The organism is Scandinavium tedordense (genome assembly GCF_024764965.1).
GTDB lineage: Bacteria > Pseudomonadota > Gammaproteobacteria > Enterobacterales > Enterobacteriaceae > Scandinavium > Scandinavium tedordense.
Map to the genome: position 1 here is coordinate 274,083 of NZ_JALIGG010000056.1, position 16,414 is coordinate 290,496.

Annotated in this window: 15 protein-coding genes; 7 read left to right on the plus strand and 8 right to left on the minus strand. The window is 53.9% G+C overall.

What is annotated here, in order from left to right; all coding sequences use genetic code 11:
* Positions 1-6: 6 nt before the first annotated feature.
* Positions 7-1,305: a D-amino acid dehydrogenase gene (locus MUU46_RS14470; RefSeq protein ID WP_159755583.1), complete on the minus strand. Its 1,299-nt coding sequence runs from the start codon at positions 1,303-1,305 to the stop codon at positions 7-9.
* A 320-nt stretch (positions 1,306-1,625) separates the two neighbouring features.
* Between MUU46_RS14470 and MUU46_RS14475 the strand changes: the two genes are divergently transcribed.
* A complete protein-coding gene (locus MUU46_RS14475; protein ID WP_258965869.1) occupies positions 1,626-3,158 on the plus strand; it encodes a SpoVR family protein in 1,533 nt (510 codons plus the stop codon).
* Between the two features lie 51 nt (positions 3,159-3,209).
* On the opposite strand, the gene fadR is transcribed toward MUU46_RS14475, so the two are convergent.
* Complete coding sequence (fadR, locus tag MUU46_RS14480; protein ID WP_159755577.1) at positions 3,210-3,929, minus strand: fatty acid metabolism transcriptional regulator FadR; 720 nt, start codon at positions 3,927-3,929, stop codon at positions 3,210-3,212.
* Between the two features lie 217 nt (positions 3,930-4,146).
* On the opposite strand from fadR, the gene nhaB reads away from it, so the two are divergent.
* Together nhaB and dsbB are read left to right on the plus strand one after the other, a co-directional pair.
* Positions 4,147-5,703 carry a sodium/proton antiporter NhaB gene (nhaB, locus tag MUU46_RS14485; protein WP_159755574.1) on the plus strand — a complete coding sequence of 519 codons (1,557 nt, stop codon included), beginning with the start codon at positions 4,147-4,149 and terminating at the stop codon, positions 5,701-5,703.
* Between the two features lie 135 nt (positions 5,704-5,838).
* Positions 5,839-6,369 carry a disulfide bond formation protein DsbB gene (dsbB, locus tag MUU46_RS14490; RefSeq protein ID WP_159755571.1) on the plus strand — a complete coding sequence of 177 codons (531 nt, stop codon included), beginning with the start codon at positions 5,839-5,841 and terminating at the stop codon, positions 6,367-6,369.
* A gap of 277 nt (positions 6,370-6,646) precedes the next feature.
* Here the strand turns inward: dsbB and MUU46_RS14495 are convergent, their stop codons facing one another.
* Entirely contained in the window at positions 6,647-7,516 is an 870-nt protein-coding gene (locus MUU46_RS14495; RefSeq protein WP_258965870.1) for a siderophore-interacting protein, read from the minus strand.
* Positions 7,517-7,727: 211 nt separating this feature from the next.
* Between MUU46_RS14495 and MUU46_RS14500 the strand changes: the two genes are divergently transcribed.
* Positions 7,728-9,917, plus strand: coding sequence for a TonB-dependent siderophore receptor (locus tag MUU46_RS14500; protein WP_258965871.1), 2,190 nt, complete (start codon positions 7,728-7,730; stop codon positions 9,915-9,917).
* 56 nt (positions 9,918-9,973) lie between these two features.
* Here the strand turns inward: MUU46_RS14500 and ycgN are convergent, their stop codons facing one another.
* The 3 genes from ycgN to MUU46_RS14515 all read right to left on the minus strand — a co-directional run bounded on the left by ycgN (position 9,974) and on the right by MUU46_RS14515 (position 11,466).
* Entirely contained in the window at positions 9,974-10,417 is a 444-nt protein-coding gene (gene ycgN, locus MUU46_RS14505) for a cysteine cluster protein YcgN (RefSeq protein WP_258965872.1), read from the minus strand.
* A gap of 94 nt (positions 10,418-10,511) precedes the next feature.
* The gene (locus MUU46_RS14510) at positions 10,512-11,171 is read right to left on the minus strand and encodes a fumarylacetoacetate hydrolase family protein (RefSeq protein WP_258965873.1); all 660 of its coding nucleotides are present in this window, start codon (positions 11,169-11,171) and stop codon (positions 10,512-10,514) included.
* A gap of 19 nt (positions 11,172-11,190) precedes the next feature.
* Positions 11,191-11,466, minus strand: a complete 276-nt coding sequence (locus tag MUU46_RS14515; protein WP_159755562.1) for a YcgL domain-containing protein — start codon at positions 11,464-11,466, stop codon at positions 11,191-11,193.
* A 126-nt stretch (positions 11,467-11,592) separates the two neighbouring features.
* Here MUU46_RS14515 and minC point away from each other — a divergent pair, with 126 nt between their 5' ends.
* Genes minC through minE form a run of 3 tightly spaced genes read left to right on the plus strand, consistent with a single transcriptional unit; the run spans position 11,593 to position 13,399 of the window.
* Positions 11,593-12,291, plus strand: a complete 699-nt coding sequence (gene minC / locus MUU46_RS14520; protein WP_159755559.1) for a septum site-determining protein MinC — start codon at positions 11,593-11,595, stop codon at positions 12,289-12,291.
* Between the two features lie 22 nt (positions 12,292-12,313).
* Positions 12,314-13,126 (plus strand): septum site-determining protein MinD, encoded by an 813-nt coding sequence (gene minD, locus MUU46_RS14525; RefSeq protein ID WP_159755556.1) that lies wholly within the window; start codon positions 12,314-12,316, stop codon positions 13,124-13,126.
* A gap of 3 nt (positions 13,127-13,129) precedes the next feature.
* On the plus strand, positions 13,130-13,399 hold the full coding sequence (minE, locus tag MUU46_RS14530) for a cell division topological specificity factor MinE (RefSeq protein WP_110512271.1): 270 nt from the start codon (positions 13,130-13,132) through the stop codon (positions 13,397-13,399).
* Between the two features lie 110 nt (positions 13,400-13,509).
* Here the strand turns inward: minE and rnd are convergent, their stop codons facing one another.
* Both rnd and fadD read right to left on the minus strand, forming a co-directional pair.
* Positions 13,510-14,628 carry a ribonuclease D gene (gene rnd, locus MUU46_RS14535; RefSeq protein ID WP_258965874.1) on the minus strand — a complete coding sequence of 373 codons (1,119 nt, stop codon included), beginning with the start codon at positions 14,626-14,628 and terminating at the stop codon, positions 13,510-13,512.
* 85 nt (positions 14,629-14,713) lie between these two features.
* Positions 14,714-16,399 (minus strand): long-chain-fatty-acid--CoA ligase FadD, encoded by a 1,686-nt coding sequence (gene fadD / locus MUU46_RS14540; protein WP_258966016.1) that lies wholly within the window; start codon positions 16,397-16,399, stop codon positions 14,714-14,716.
* Between the last annotated feature and the right edge of the window lie 15 nt (positions 16,400-16,414).

A 16,414-nucleotide genomic window follows, 5' to 3' on the forward strand; every position in this document is an offset into this window, starting at 1 on the left:
GGCTCCTTAATTGTGCGCGCCGTGCAAATGCTGAGGGCGCGAAGGCGTATAACCTGACTGATAGCGGGCCACGCCCAAATCCTCGTACGGAATCGCAGGCGTGCGCCCAGAAAGCAGATCGCTCAGTAGCTGACCGGAACCGCAGGCCATGGTCCAGCCCAACGTGCCGTGTCCGGTGTTCAGCCATAAATTTTTATACGGTGTGCGTCCCACAATCGGTGTGCCGTCCGGCGTCATCGGTCTCAGCCCGGTCCAGAAGGTCGCCTGTTCAACGTGCCCCCCGCGCGGGAACAGGTCGCGAACGACCATTTCCAGTGTCTCGCGCCGGGCTCGTAGCAGTTCGGTGTTGAAGCCGACAATCTCTGCCATGCCGCCGACACGGATCCGGTTATCGAATCGTGTTATCGCAATTTTGTATGTTTCATCAAGAATAGTCGATACCGGCGCGCCATCGTCCTCTTTGACCGGGATAGTCAGCGAGTAGCCTTTCAGCGGATAGACCGGGATATCTATGATGCCTTTCAGCATGGAGGTCGAATACGATCCAAATGCCATCACGTAAGCATCGGCTTTGATGACTTCATCGCCGCACTTCACGCCGTAAATCTGGTCGCCTTCCGACAGCAGTTTGTCCACTGGTGTGTTATAGCGGAATACCACACCCGCTTCTTCCGCCATTTTTGCCAGACGCTGGGTGAAAAGCTGGCAGTCGCCGGTTTCGTCATTCGGCAAACGCAGGCCACCGGTAAGTTTATGCCCCACTTCTGCCAGCGCAGGCTCCACTTCCGCCAGACGGCTGGCCTCCAGTAGCTGATACGGCACGCCAGCATCCTGTAGAACGGCGATGTCGCGGGTGGCGTTTTCATACTGCTGCTCGGTGCGGAAAAGTTGCAGCGTGCCGCCCTGACGGCCTTCGTACTCGATGCCCGTGCTGTCGCGCAGCGCCATCAGGCAGTCGCGGCTGTATTCCGCCAGCCGCACCATGCGGCCTTTGTTTTCCATGTAGTGGCGGGTGTCACAGTTGCGCAGCATCTGCCACATCCATTTCAGCTGAGTTGACGTGCCGTCGAGGCTGATGGCCAGCGGCGCGTGGCGCTGGAACATCCATTTAATCGCCTTCAGCGGCACGCCCGGCGCGGCCCAAGGCGCAGCGTAACCGGGGGAAATTTGTCCGGCGTTGGCGGCACTGGTTTCCAGCGCCGGGCCCGGCTCCCGGTCGATGACGGTCACATCATGTCCAGCCTGACGCAAATACCAGGCGCTGGCCACGCCCACTACCCCACTTCCGAGGATAACCACTCGCATAGCGACTCCAGATTCGTAAAAGAACAATCTTCTGATTACAAATTGATAACTCAGACGAAAATATTATTCAACATACGCTTTTTTTATGGTGACTTACCTCACACATGGCCGTGCTACAAAGGTATGCGTGGTTTTGAAATCTCCTGCTGCGGCGTAATTTTCGCCAGCACAATATTCCGCTATTTATTGATTTTGTCGCCGTTGACGCAGGGAAATCTCGAAGAAAAATATTTGCTGTTCGCGCGTTCAGGCAGCGGTGTTCTATTCTTGATAGTGAGGCTCTCCACACAGAGAGGGCCGCCAACAATGAGGGCGCGCTAATGGCTACGATTGACTCCATGAATAAGGACACCACACGTCTGAGCGATGGACCCGACTGGACCTTCGAGCTGCTGGATACCTATCTGGCGGAGATCGACCGGGTGGCGAAGCTCTATCGGCTCGACACTTATCCTCATCAAATCGAAGTTATTACTTCCGAGCAGATGATGGATGCCTATTCCAGCGTCGGGATGCCTATCAACTATACCCACTGGTCGTTTGGCAAAAAGTTCATTGAAACCGAGCGGCTCTACAAACACGGTCAACAGGGGCTGGCGTATGAAATCGTCATTAACTCCAACCCGTGTATTGCCTATCTGATGGAAGAGAACACTATGACCATGCAGGCGCTGGTCATGGCGCACGCGTGCTACGGGCATAACTCTTTCTTCAAAAATAACTACCTGTTCCGCAGCTGGACCGACGCCAGTTCGATCGTCGATTACCTGATCTTCGCGCGTAAATACATTACCGAATGCGAAGAGCGCTATGGTGTGGACGAAGTAGAAAAACTTCTCGATTCCTGCCATGCGTTGATGAACTACGGTGTCGACCGCTACAAACGTCCGCAGAAAATTTCGTTACAGGAAGAGAAGGCGCGACAAAAAAGTCGCGAGGAATATCTGCAAAGCCAGGTGAATACCCTGTGGCGTACGCTGCCGAAGAAAGAAGAAGAGAAAACGGTGAAAGAGGCTCGGCGTTATCCGTCCGAAGCGCAGGAAAATCTGCTCTACTTTATGGAAAAAAATGCCCCACTGCTCGAATCCTGGCAGCGTGAGATCCTGCGCATTGTGCGTAAGGTCAGCCAGTATTTTTATCCGCAGAAACAGACTCAGGTGATGAACGAAGGCTGGGCAACATTCTGGCACTACACCATCCTGAATCATCTGTATGACGAAGGGAAAGTGACCGAGCGGTTTATGCTGGAGTTTTTACACAGCCACACCAATGTGGTGTTCCAGCCGCCGTATAACAGCCAGTGGTACAGCGGCATTAACCCGTATGCGCTCGGTTTCGCGATGTTCCAGGACATCAAACGTATCTGCCAGACGCCAACGGAAGAGGATAAATATTGGTTCCCGGACATCGCGGGTTCCGACTGGCTTGAGACGCTGCATTTTGCGATGCGCGACTTCAAAGATGAAAGCTTCATCAGTCAGTTTCTGTCGCCGAAAGTGATGCGTGATTTCCGCCTGTTTACCGTACTTGATGACGACCACAATAACTATCTGGAAATTGCTGCGATCCACAATGAGGAAGGCTACCGGGAAATTCGTAACCGGCTGTCGTCGCAATACAACCTGAGCAATCTGGAGCCGAACATTCAGGTCTGGAACGTGGATCTGCGGGGGGATCGTTCTCTGACGCTGCGCTATGTGCCGCATAACCGTGCGCCGCTGGATATGGGCCGTCGGGAAGTTCTTAAACACGTGCATCGCCTGTGGGGCTTTGACGTGCATCTGGAGCAGCAGAATGCCGATGGCAGCGTAGAGCTGCTGGAACGCTGCCCGCCGCGACAAAATCTCCTGTAACAAAAATGCAAAAGCCGGGTTTTTACCCGGCTTTTACTGACTGCGCTGTGATTAGCGGCCGTGAATGGCCAAATCACCCGGCAGCGTTTTCTGCATTTTGTGCCAGACCAGGCCGGAGTCGTGACCATAACGACGCACGGTTTCATAAACCTGTTCGTGATCGCCCTGCTCACACACTTTCGCCAGCTGATGGTAGAAGCCCAGCGCCAGGCTGCGCGCTTCCGGATTGGCAAAATAGTGGCGACCAATGCGGGTATACAGCCCTTTCATACCGTTGAGGATCAGGCCATAAATCGGGTTGCCGGAGGCAAACGCCAGACCGCGGAATATGCTGTAATCGAGTTCAGCAAACGCATCAGCGTGGTCTTCCACTTCGCGGGCGGTAGCCAACACTTTCAGCGCATCTTCAGGATGCTGACGAAACGCGGTACGGATAAAAATGGTCGCGATGTTGGTACGCACAGAGAGCAGATTGTCGATCAGCTGCGGCACGCGGTCGTGATCGAGACGCGCCAGAGTTTCGAGAATGTTTAAGCCCGAGGTTTCCCAGAAATTGTTCACTTTGGTCGGTTTACCATGCTGAATGGTCAACCAGCCGTCGCGTGCCAGACGCTGTAATACTTCGCGAAGGGTGGTACGTGTGACACCGATCAATTCAGAAAGCTCACGCTCTGCGGGGAGAATAGTGCCTGGGGCAAAACGGTTATTCCAGATACTTTCAATGATGTACTCTTCCGCGAAACCCGCCGGGCTCTGCGCCTTAATGACCATAGTGAGATTTCCATTACACAGCGTTGCTAATATTGAACTCATCATACCAGAGCCGATAAGGGGCAGATAGCGCATCGCCGTAATTAAAAGGGGATCGCTGTTTTATTTTAAAAATTTAGTTCCCCCCGGCTTTGCTTGCTTGCAGCGGCTTCAGAGCGGATACTGCGAGATTCACCTTCAGTAAATAGCTTACTTTTGACGGGATCGGAAATCTGTCGTGGATATATCAACCTCTCGTGCGCTGTGGCGCAACTTTCTCGGTCAGTCACCGGACTGGTACAAACTGACCCTCCTGCTGTTTTTGGTTATCAACCCTGTCGTCTTCTTCATTGATCCGTTTATCGCGGGTTGGTTACTGGTGGCAGAGTTTATCTTCACTCTGGCGATGGCGCTGAAATGCTATCCCCTGCTTCCTGGCGGCCTGCTGGCAATTGAAGGCGTGATGATTGGCATGACCAGTGCCGAGCACGTGCGGGAAGAAATTGCCAGCAACCTCGAAGTGCTGTTGCTGCTGATCTTCATGGTCGCGGGCATCTATTTTATGAAGCAGCTGCTGCTGTTCATTTTCACCCGCCTGTTGCTGACGATTCAAAGCAAGATGCTGCTTTCGGTAGCCTTCTGCATTGCAGCCGCGTTTTTATCAGCGTTCCTGGATGCGTTGACGGTAGTAGCGGTAATCATCAGCGTCGCGGTCGGGTTCTACGGCATTTATCATCGCGTCGCGTCAGCGCGTCCGACCGATAGCGACATGCTCGATGACAGCCATATCGACATCCACAATAAAGAAGTGCTCGAGCAGTTCCGCAGTTTCCTGCGCAGCCTGATGATGCACGCCGGAGTGGGTACGGCGCTCGGTGGAGTGATGACGATGGTCGGCGAGCCGCAAAACCTGATCATCGCCAAAGCCGTGGGCTGGCATTTTGGTGAGTTCTTCCTGCGTATGCTGCCGGTCACCTTGCCGGTGTTGTTCTGTGGGCTGTTAACCTGCATGCTGGTCGAAAAATTCAAACTGTTTGGCTACGGCGAACCCCTGCCGACCAGCGTGCGCGCCGTGCTGAAAGATTTTGACGTGAAAAGCAGCGAGCAGCGTACGCGTCAAGAAACGCTCAAACTGGTGATTCAGGGTGTTATCGGCGTGTGGTTGGTTATCGCGCTGGCGCTGCATCTGGCAGAAGTGGGGCTGATTGGTCTGACGGTTATCATCTTTGCAACCTCGCTCACCGGCGTCACCGATGAACATGCCATCGGCAAAGCGTTCACCGAAGCGCTGCCGTTTACCGCGCTGCTGACGGTATTCTTCGCCGTGGTGGCGGTGATTATCGACCAGCATCTGTTTGCACCGATTATCAGCTATGTACTGCAGGCGTCTCCGCACGCGCAGCTGTCGCTGTTTTATCTGTTCAATGGCTTGCTCTCGTCAATTTCCGATAACGTCTTTGTCGGCACGGTGTATATCAACGAGGCGAAATCCGCGCTAGAGCACGGGGCGATTTCTCTGCCGCAGTTTGAAATGTTGGCGGTGGCGATTAACACCGGCACCAATCTGCCATCGGTGGCGACACCGAACGGTCAGGCGGCATTCCTGTTCCTGCTGACGTCTGCCCTCGCGCCACTGATTCGCCTCTCATATGGTCGGATGGTCTGGATGGCGCTGCCGTACACCATCGTACTGACGATTGTCGGCCTGCTGTGCGTGGAACTGACTCTGATGCCTTATACCGAGTGGATGACCGCCAAAGGCTGGCTGATGAGCACTCCTCTGCCTGTCCATTAAATGTCCTCTGATTCACGCCCGGAAACTTTTCCGGGCGATTCATTCCCTTTTACGTAATTATTCACGCCTGCATAGTGGCGCGGTAAATGTTTTCGTTTACACTGCGGTGTCTTAGCATGTTCCAGGGAAATGATTATGTTGCGATTTTTAAACCAGTGCTCACGCGGTCGCGGAGCGTGGTTACTGCTGGCGTTGACCGCTTTTGCGCTGGAGATGGTCGCGCTGTGGTTCCAGCACGTGATGCTGCTGAAGCCATGCGTACTTTGTATCTATGAGCGTTCTGCGCTGTTCGGCGTGATGGGTGCAGGCATTGTCGGTGCCATTGCCCCGAAATCACCGCTGCGTTATGCCGGTATTCTGATTTGGATTTACAGCGCCTGGCGTGGCGTTCAGCTGGCGTGGGAACACACCATGATCCAGTTGCATCCCTCCCCGTTTCAGACCTGCGACTTTGCCGCTCGCTTCCCGAGCTGGCTGCCGCTGGATAAGTGGCTGCCACAGGTGTTTGTTGCGTCTGGCGATTGCGCCGAGCGCCAATGGTCATTCCTGACCCTGGAAATGCCACAGTGGCTGGTGGGGATTTTTGTGATCTTCCTGGTCATCGGCCTGCTGGTGTTGATTGCCCAGCCGTTCAAACCGAAAAAACGCGACCTCTTCGGAAGGTAAAAGCAAACGGCAACTTCGGTTGCCGTTTTAGTGTTTGCTCCCTCTCCCTGTGGGAGAGGGTCGGGGTGAGGGCATCAGACCGCACAAGGTAAAAGCAAACGGCAACTACGGTTGCCGTTTTAGTGTTTGCTCCCTCTCCCCGTGGGAGAGGGTCGGGGTGAGGGCATCAGACCGCACAAGGTAAAAGCAAACGGCAACTACGGTTGCCGTTTTAGTGTTTGCTCCCTCTCCCCGTGGGAGAGGGCCGGGGTGAGGGCATCAGACCGCAGGAACCTTTTTATGCCCTTCCCTGCGCCCAATATGCCATAAAACTTGCACATTCCCGGTTGAGCTGTTGTTTCTCAATCAGGCTGCGACGCAGGTTTTTCACCAGCGTTGATTCTGCCGCCACCCAGGCCTGAAAACCCGCGGCCTCACTCGCTCTTTCCCACAGCAACGATCCATCCAGACTGTTCTCTTCCGTCGACTGCTCTCGCGCCAGCGCATACGCCGGGATCGTCACCTCGTGCGCTACCGCACTCAGTAAATCGTCCTGCCTGTCGCGCGCCAGCCAATGCACGTCGGCGAAAGGGAAATCCTTCCGCTGAAAGTCAGCCTCATGCGGGACTGTGAAAAAAGCCTGTACGTGCGGCGGATTCGATTTTTTCGCCAGCTGTTCCAGAATACCCATCGCCGCAGGCAGCGCCGTTTCGTCGGCAATCAGCAGTGCCTGACGCACGCTATCGTTATCCAGCCATTCATATCCGCCACTGTCTTCACTTGAGGCAGCATTTGGGGCCACCATTTGCAGCGCATCACCCGGCCTGGCGTGTGTTGCCCATCGCGAAGCCGGTCCGCCGTCACCGTGCAGCACGAATTCCACGTCCACCTCCTGCGCATCCAACCGCAGTTCACGCAGCGTGTAAGTACGCATCACTGGGCGTTTCGCTTTCGGCAGCGCCAGATAATCCTGATACCAGGTGTCGCTCACCGCCATGGAGGTCGTTTCTTCCCCGTCTTCGGCAAACAGCAGTTTGATGCGTTGATCCGGCGATTCATGTTTCATCTGCGCCACTTCAGGCCCGGTAAACACGCAGCGTAAAAGAGAGGGGGAAACCTGAATCCGCCGCGCTAAGACGACGTTAAAAATACGATAGCCCGCGGCCATGTTACGGCTCCTGTCGAAGGAAAATGGCGCTCCGGCTCTGACTGACTACAGACGGAATACCGCCACAAAGTGTGGGTAAATCATAGAGATAATGAAAACAAATATGACAAAATGAGTTGCCAGTGTAAACAGAATGAATATCATAACGATAACTATTATCAATATTGACACATTCTTACCTTCTGTTACGACTACTGGGAAATTGATAACAATGAAGCGCAGCATTTTGTGGATGTTGAACCCCTGCTTACTTGCCATGCTTTCCGCCTCGGCCTGGGCTGAAACGCAAAAAGAAGACACGCTGGTCGTGTCCGCCAGCCGGGCCAATCATACTGTTGCCGATATGGCACAAACCACGTGGGTCATTGAACAAGCTGATATTGAGCAGCAGGTGCAGGGTGGCAAGGAGTTGAAAGACGTGCTGGCGCAGCTGATCCCGGGTATGGACGTCAGTAGCCAGGGGCGCACTAACTACGGCATGAATATGCGCGGGCGCTCAATGATGGTGATGGTAGATGGCGTACGCCTGAACTCCTCCCGCAGCGACAGCCGTCAGCTGGACTCCATCGATCCGTTCAACATTTCACGCATTGAAGTCATTTCCGGCGCCACTTCGCTGTACGGCGGTGGCAGCACCGGCGGTTTGATTAATATTGTCACCAAAAAAGGCCAACCTGAAACCGAAGTGGAGTTCCAGTCCGGTGGAAAAAGCGGCTTTAACAGCCATAACGATCATGATGAAAATATCGCGGCGGCGGTGAGCGGCGGCAACGATAACGCCTCCGGTCGTCTGTCTGTGGCGTATCAGCGTTACGGAGGCTGGTATGACGGCAACGGCGATGAGGTGATTATCGACAACACCCAAACCGGTTTGCAGTATTCCGATCGTCTGGACATCATGGGCACCGGTACGATTAACATTGATGACCATCAGCAGTTCCAGCTGACGACACAGTATTTTAAAAGCCAGTCAGACGGCAAACACGGCCTGTTCCTCGGAGATAACTTCTCGGCAGTAACCGGTGATGCCGACGCATATAACAAGGGCAATCTTAATTCCGATCGCCTGCCGGGCACGGAACGCCATCTTATTAATCTCCAGTACTCTAATACCGACGTCTGGGGTCAGGATCTGGTGGCGCAAATTTACTATCGCGACGAAAGCCTGACGTTCTACCCCTTCCCGACCCTGAGCAAAGGCGCCGTCACCAGCATTGGCGCGTCCCAGCAAAAAACTGATTTTTACGGCGGGAAGCTTACGCTGAACAGCAAGCCGGTGGACGATCTGAATCTGACCTGGGGCGTCGATGTCGATCATGAATCGTTTAACGCCAACCAGCAGTTCTTCGATCTCGACAAAGCCGCAGCCAGCGGCGGGATGACGCTCGATAATGCCTATAACGTCGGCCGTTATCCAGGCTACAGCATCACTAACCTCGCGCCATTCCTGCAGGCGAGCTATGACATTAGCGCCATCACCTTAACCGGCGGCGTGCGTTATCAGTACACCGAAAACAAGGTCGATGACTTTATCGGCTACACACAGCAACAGGCGATCGCCAACGGGAAAGCAACCTCAGCGGATGCGGTACCGGGCGGTAAAACTGACTATAACAACCTGCTGTTCAACGCCGGGATCCTCGGCCACCTCACCGACCGCCAGCAGCTGTGGTTTAACTTCTCTCAGGGCTTTGAAATCCCTGACCTGGCAAAGTATTACGGCTCCGGGAATTACACGCTGGTTGACGGTCATTACCGCCTGAACAACAGCGTGAACGTCAATGATTCGACGCTCGACGGCATTAAAGTAAATGCGTACGAATTAGGCTGGCGTTTAACTGGCGACAACCTGCGCACTCAGATCGCGGCCTATTACTCGCTGTCCGATAAAACCATCAACATCAATAAAACCGACATGACCATTACCCTCGAGGACGACAAGCGTCGAATTTATGGCGTGGAAGGTCAGGTCGATTACTTCTTTACGGCCAGCGAATGGAGTCTTGGTTCGAACTTTAACGCCATCAAGTCGGAAACCCGCGAGAACGGTAAATGGGAGAAACTGACGGTGGACAGCGCCAGCCCGTCGAAGGTGAGCGCATGGGTTAACTGGGCGCCAGGCGACTGGGGTTTACGCGTGCAGAGCACTCAGACGTTTGACGTGTCGGACAACGATGGCAACAAAATTGACGGCTACAACACCGTCGATTTCCTTGGGAGCTACACCCTGCCGGTCGGCAAAGTCAGCTTCAGCGTGGAAAACCTGTTGGATGAGGAGTACACCACTGTGTGGGGCCAGCGCGCTCCGGGGCTGTATAGCCCAACCTACGGCGCACCGGGTTTGTACACCTACAAAGGCCGCGGTCGTACCTTTGGTCTGAATTACTCCGTACTTTTCTGATACCCACAAAAAACGCCACCGGCATCACTGCGGGTGGCGTTTTCTTATTCAGACTGTTAGCCGCGATTCGGGTGATTCAGTATATGATCTTCCCAGTCTCGCACTTCTGATTCTTTCACCGCAATATGACGCACAGAAATACGTTCGCCGTGCATCGCCGCTTTTGACCCCGTCAACAGCGGATGCCACGTCGGCAATGGTTTACCTTCCGCCAACAGACGATACGCGCAGGTGTGCGGCAGCCATTCGAAGGTCGGTAGATTATCACGGGTCAGTTTGATGCAGTCCGCTTCATATTCGAAACGACGCTCGTAGTTGCGACACTGGCAGGTTTTGATGTTCAGCTGACGACAGGCGACGTTAGTAAAGTAGATTTCATCACTGTCTTCATCCATCAGCTTATGCAGACAGCATTGACCGCAGCCATCGCACAAAGACTCCCACTCGACGTCGGTCATTTGCTCGAGAGTTTTGCTTTGCCAGAAGGGTGTGTCGCTCATAGGAATGTCCGCCATTGAAAACCAGGGTGCACCTTATAACCAGTCTGGCAGACGGATGCAAGTTTTGCCGCCCGAGAGGGGCGGCAATTGATGCTTACAGCACGCGAGTCGTGAGGGAGTTACCGTTAAAGGAGACTTCCAGCTCATCGCCACTGCTCAGTGGGCCAACACCTTCCGGCGTGCCGGTCAGGATAACATCCCCGCTTTTTAGGGTGAAAAAACGGCTCATGTAGGCAATCAACGGCACAATTTTGTGGATCATGTCAGCCGTCGTGCCCTGCTGGCGAACTTCACCGTTAATTTTCAGGCCCAGCAGCGTGTTCTGCGGGTCACTGTGGAATTCACTCGCCGGAATAAATCCGGAAATCGGGCAGGAATTATCAAACCCTTTCGCTTTTTCCCACGGCTGCCCTGCTTTCTTCATCTTGCCCTGAAGGTCACGCAGCGTGAGATCCAGCGCTACGCCGTAACCTGCAATCGCTTTCAATACGTGTTCTTCAGTCGCCTGACGCAGCGTGCCGCCGATCAGCACAGCCAGTTCAACTTCATGATGCACAGAACCCAGCCCTTCCGGTAACACCAGCGGCTGGCGGATATCGCACAGCGCGGTTTCGGGCTTAATAAACAGTACCGGCTCTTCCGGCGTGGCACTGCCCATTTCCTGAATATGCTTCGCGTAATTACTGCCTACACAAACCACTTTACTGACCGGGTAATCCAGTAGCGCGCCCTGCCAGTTATGATGTTGATACATGCCTGCTCCTGTCGTCGCGTTATTGTTTCCCGCTCGCCTGGAGATGTTGCTTGAGTAAGTTTTCCGGCGGAGGAGGGATTTGCAGATAATAGCCTTGGTCAACTAAGGCCTGTTTGACCTTTTCCAGTGAGGCATTGACCAGTTGTTTACGCCCATCCAGGGGCAGAATCATTGCAAGTTGCGGCTGACCAAATCCCTTCATTAATTCTTCCGGCACTCGGGAGAAATCGTCCTTTTTTTCGACATATAAGTAAGTTTGATCGCGCTTGGTACTTTTATAGACAACACAAAACATGACTTTTACTCTGAATTAGACTGCGGCGACTTGCCTCTCTATATTAGTGACTATAACATGCCCTGTAGTCTTCGGAATATCACCGCAGCTGTGCGGCCGATAAATTGAAAATTGAGTAAGGCCAGGATGTCAAACACGCCAATCGAACTTAAAGGCAGTAGCTTCACGTTATCAGTGGTTCATTTGCACGAGGCAAAACCCGAGGTTATTCGTCAGGCGTTAGAAGACAAAATCGCCCAGGCTCCTGCTTTTTTGCGACACGCTCCGGTGGTGGTGAATATCAGCAGTCTGGCTGAGGTCACCCAATGGAAACCGCTGCAGCAGGCAATTGCTTCCACCGGTTTACGCATCATGGGCGTAAGCGGCTGTAAAAATCCGGAATTAAAAGCGGAAATAGACCGTGCGGGCATTCCCTTACTGACTGAAGGGAAAGAGAAAGTCACCCGAGTCACGCCTGTCGAAGCCCCTGCTCCCTCTCCAAATGTTATCCCTGTCACAAAAACGCGATTGATTGATACGCCGGTTCGTTCCGGTCAGCGCATTTATGCACCAAACTGTGATCTGATTGTCACAAGTCATGTGAGTGCGGGCGCTGAACTCATCGCCGATGGGAACATTCACATCTATGGCATGATGCGTGGACGTGCGCTGGCGGGCGCCAGTGGCGACAGAGAAGCACAAATATTTTGTACCCATCTTGCGGCGGAACTGGTGTCTATCGCAGGTGAATACTGGCTGAGTGAGAACATCACTGCCGAATATTATGGCAAAGCGGTGCGTCTGAGACTGGACGATGCGGCTTTGACAATTGAACCGTTGAACTAATCCCTTTTAACAAGGAATTTTTATGGCACGCATTATTGTTGTGACTTCGGGTAAAGGGGGCGTTGGCAAGACCACCTCCAGCGCGGCCATCGCTACTGGTTTGGCCCAGAAGGGAAAGAAAACTGTCGTTATCGATTTTGACATCGGCCTGCGTAACCTTGACTTAATCATGGGCTGTGAACGCCGTGTAGTTTACGATTTCGTGAACGTGATTCAGGGCGATGCCACCCTGAATCAGGCGCTGATTAAAGATAAGCGTACCGAAAAACTCTATATTCTTCCGGCTTCTCAGACCCGCGACAAAGACGCCCTGACCTACGAGGGTGTTGAAAAAGTGCTGGATGAGCTGAAGAAGATGGACTTCGACTTCATCGTCTGCGATTCCCCGGCGGGTATCGAAACCGGTGCGCTGATGGCACTGTACTTCGCTGACGAAGCGGTTATCACCACTAACCCTGAAGTCTCGTCCGTACGTGACTCCGACCGTATTCTCGGCATTCTGGCGTCGAAATCTCGCCGTGCTGAGAAAGGTGAAGACCCAATTAAAGAACATCTTCTGTTGACTCGTTACAATCCGGGACGCGTCAGCAGAGGAGACATGCTTAGCATGGAAGATGTGCTGGAAATTCTGCGCATTAAACTGGTTGGCGTGATCCCGGAGGATCAGTCAGTACTTCGCGCCTCAAACCAGGGGGAACCGGTTATTCTGGATGCCGAAGCCGACGCGGGCAAAGCCTACGCCGACACGGTAGATCGTCTGCTGGGAGAAGAACGTCCTTTCCGCTTCATCGAAGAAGAGAAGAAAGGTTTCCTCAAACGCCTGTTCGGAGGATAAGTTATGGCATTACTCGACTTTTTTCTCTCACGAAAAAAGAACACCGCCAACATCGCGAAAGAACGTTTACAGATTATTGTTGCGGAGCGCCGCCGCAGTGACGCTGAACCACATTATTTGCCGCAGCTCAGGAAGGATATTCTTGATGTTATCTGCAAATACATTCAGATCGATCCAGAAATGGTGACGGTACAGCTTGAGCAAAAAGACGGGGATATCTCGATACTTGAGCTCAACGTGACGCTGCCAGAAGCGGAAGAATCGAAATCGTAAGTACGATGCGGTAAAAAAGAAAACCCCGAAATTCGGGGTTTTTTTATTGGGTTCGATTTCGGTTTTACATCGGCTGATGCCCTCTCCTTTTGGGAGAGAGGGCTTTCGCGTTATGCTCGCGGGTACTTTTCCAGAAGCGGTTTAAGACTCTCAGCCATCAATTCACCACGCCAACCGGACACCAGTTCAGGTAATCCGCTCTGCGGTTTCAGCTGCCAGTGCCAGTTCAGCAACTGGTTAATCTGACGACGAGACGCCATAAGCTCGACGCTGACGCCCTTCTCTTTGCTCACTTCCTGCACCAGGGCTTTAATCTCTTTGAACAGCGTGCGGTAGCCCGGCATGTCCATCAGGTTCAGCAGTGGCTCCGGCAAGGCATCTTCAGGTAGCTCTTTGGCTTTTTCAACCAGACTCACCAGCGTTTTACCGTGGAAACGGATCTCGCTGCCCGAAAGCCCGAGGCTGTCGAGTTCGCCCATGCTGCCTGGCATATAACGCGCCACGGCCCACAAGTGCTCTTCACGCACCACAAAATTCACCGCCATGTTGCGATCGCGCGCTTTACGCAGACGCCAGTCCGCCAACAGCTTCAGGCAGGCTAACTGACGCGTACGCAGCTGCCAGGCGTTGGTGATATCGCGCCAGGCTTCTGCCGGGTCAACCACTTCCTGACGACGCTGCTGCATCAGACGACACTCGTCCAACGCCGCAGGCAGCCAACCGCTGGAGTCAGTTTCTGCCAGCAGCTTGATGGCGATCGGCAGCAGATACCAGACGTCAGCGGCCGCATAGTCACACTGGCGTTCAGTCAACGGGCGCGCCAGCCAGTCGGTGCGGGATTCGCTCTTATCGAGGGCAATGCCGGTGTATTCCTCGACCATCGCCGCAAAGCCCCATGACATTGGACGACCGCAGAACGCAGCCAGAATTTGCGTGTCGATAAGTGGCTCAGGCAGCATGCCGAAGGTATTGAGAAAAACTTCGAGATCTTCGCTGCCCGCGTGCAGATATTTGGTGATATTTTTGTCGAGCATCAGCTCTTTGAATGGACGCCAGTCGGTGATGGTCAGTGGGTCAATCAGCACCACCGTTTCGCCATCGAACATCTGGATCAGGCCCAACTGCGGGTAATAGGTTCGGGTGCGGACAAATTCGGTGTCCAGCGCAATGGCATGAGCGTTGCGGGCCTCGTCACAGGCGGCCTTGAGCGCAGCGTCCTCGGTGATCATCTGATAATTCAAGCTATATTCTCTATGGTTTGCGCCCATAAAAAACGCCGGCTTAACCGGCGTCTGAAGGCGACTCACGCGTAGTTCAGGCTTTATTGTCGCCTTTACCGCGCGCTTCGTCACGTAGTTCTCGTCGCAAAATCTTTCCGACGTTCGATTTCGGCAGCTCGGTGCGGAACTCCACCAGCTTCGGCACCTTGTAACCGGTCAGCTGGCGACGACAGAAGGTAATCAGCGCTTCATCGGTCAACGACGGGTCCTTTTTGACCACGAAGATTTTAACCGCTTCGCCGCTGCTGCCGGACGGCACGCCGACCGCAGCCACTTCCTGTACGCCAGAATGCTGCATCACCACGTCCTCGATTTCATTCGGATAGACGTTAAAACCGGAGACCAGAATCATGTCTTTCTTACGATCGACAATGCGCAGGAAGCCTTCTTCGTCCATTACTGCGATATCGCCGGTATATAGCCAGCCGTCTTTGATGATTTCATCGGTGGCATCCGGGCGCTGCCAATAGCCGAGCATCACCTGCGGGCCTTTCACGCACAGCTCACCCGGTTCACCCGGCGCGACTTCGTTGTTATCGTCATCCACCAGCTTCACTTCTGTGGACGGCACCGGAAGACCAATACTGCCGCTATGGTAATCGATGTCGTGCGGGTTCACGCTCACCAGCGGCGCACATTCGGTCAGACCGTAGCCCTCCAGCAAATAACGTCCGGTGAGTTTGACCCAACGCTCGGCAACCGCTTGCTGCACCGGCATCCCACCGCCCGCCGACAGGCGCATGGTGGAGAAATCCAGCTGCTGGAATTCTTTATTGTTCAGCAGCGCGTTGAACAGGGTATTTACCCCGGTCATGGCGGTGAACGGATATTTTGCCAGCTCTTTTACCAGCCCCGGAATATCACGCGGGTTGGTTACCAGCAGGTTCTGCCCGCCGAGTTCAATAAACAGCAGGCAGTTCATGGTCAGCGCGAAAATGTGATACAGCGGCAGCGCGGTGACCACCACTTCTTTGCCCGGCCGGAACAGCGGCCCATAGGTGGCATGCACCTGGGCAAGGTTCGCCAGCATGTTGCGGTGAGTCAGCATCGCGCCTTTGGCAACGCCAGTGGTGCCACCGGTGTATTGCAGGAAGGCTAAATCGTCTGACACCACAACCGGTTTGATGTATTGCATCCGGTAACCCTGCTGCAATGCGCTGCGAAAAGAGAGCGCATCCGGCAGATGGTATTTCGGCACCAGGCGTTTGACGTATTTGACGACAAAGTTAACCAGCGTGCCTTTGGCGGTAGAAAGCTGATCGCCCATGCGGGTGAGGATTACGTGCTTCACCTGGGTTTTCCCGACAACTTTTTCCAGCGTGTGGGCAAAGTTGGAGACAATCACAATCGCGCTGGCACCGCTGTCGTTGAGCTGGTGTTCCAGCTCGCGCGGCGTATACAGTGGATTGACGTTGACCACAATCATGCCGGCACGCAGTATGCCGAACAGCGCCACCGGGTACTGCAACAGGTTGGGCATCATCAGGGCGACGCGGTCACCCTTTTGTAAACCCAGGCCCTGCTGGAGATATGCGGCGAAGGCGCGGCTACGCTCTTCGAGCTTACGGAACGTCATCACCTCACCCATGTTAATAAACGCGGGCTGGTCTGCGTAGCGGGTTGTCGCCTGTTCGAACAAATCTACCAAGGATTGATAACGGTCAGGATCAATCTCCGCCGGCACATCGGCGGGATAGCGGTTAAGCCAAACCTTTTTCAATGCATCACCTCTGAA

Bases quoted from the DNA above. Each gene is read 5' to 3' on its own strand.
- MUU46_RS14475 (WP_258965869.1), top strand. From the start codon at position 1,626: ATGGCTACGATTGACTCCATGAATAAGGACACCACACGTCTGAGCGAT.
- MUU46_RS14500 (WP_258965871.1), top strand. From the start codon at position 7,728: ATGAAGCGCAGCATTTTGTGGATGTTGAACCCCTGCTTACTTGCCATG.
- minE (WP_110512271.1), top strand. From the start codon at position 13,130: ATGGCATTACTCGACTTTTTTCTCTCACGAAAAAAGAACACCGCCAAC.
- MUU46_RS14515 (WP_159755562.1), bottom strand. From the start codon at position 11,466: ATGTTTTGTGTTGTCTATAAAAGTACCAAGCGCGATCAAACTTACTTA.
- MUU46_RS14470 (WP_159755583.1), bottom strand. From the start codon at position 1,305: ATGCGAGTGGTTATCCTCGGAAGTGGGGTAGTGGGCGTGGCCAGCGCC.
- dsbB (WP_159755571.1), top strand. From the start codon at position 5,839: ATGTTGCGATTTTTAAACCAGTGCTCACGCGGTCGCGGAGCGTGGTTA.
- minC (WP_159755559.1), top strand. From the start codon at position 11,593: ATGTCAAACACGCCAATCGAACTTAAAGGCAGTAGCTTCACGTTATCA.
- fadR (WP_159755577.1), bottom strand. From the start codon at position 3,929: ATGGTCATTAAGGCGCAGAGCCCGGCGGGTTTCGCGGAAGAGTACATC.
- MUU46_RS14495 (WP_258965870.1), bottom strand. From the start codon at position 7,516: ATGGCCGCGGGCTATCGTATTTTTAACGTCGTCTTAGCGCGGCGGATT.
- MUU46_RS14510 (WP_258965873.1), bottom strand. From the start codon at position 11,171: ATGTATCAACATCATAACTGGCAGGGCGCGCTACTGGATTACCCGGTC.
- ycgN (WP_258965872.1), bottom strand. From the start codon at position 10,417: ATGAGCGACACACCCTTCTGGCAAAGCAAAACTCTCGAGCAAATGACC.
- rnd (WP_258965874.1), bottom strand. From the start codon at position 14,628: ATGATCACCGAGGACGCTGCGCTCAAGGCCGCCTGTGACGAGGCCCGC.
- minD (WP_159755556.1), top strand. From the start codon at position 12,314: ATGGCACGCATTATTGTTGTGACTTCGGGTAAAGGGGGCGTTGGCAAG.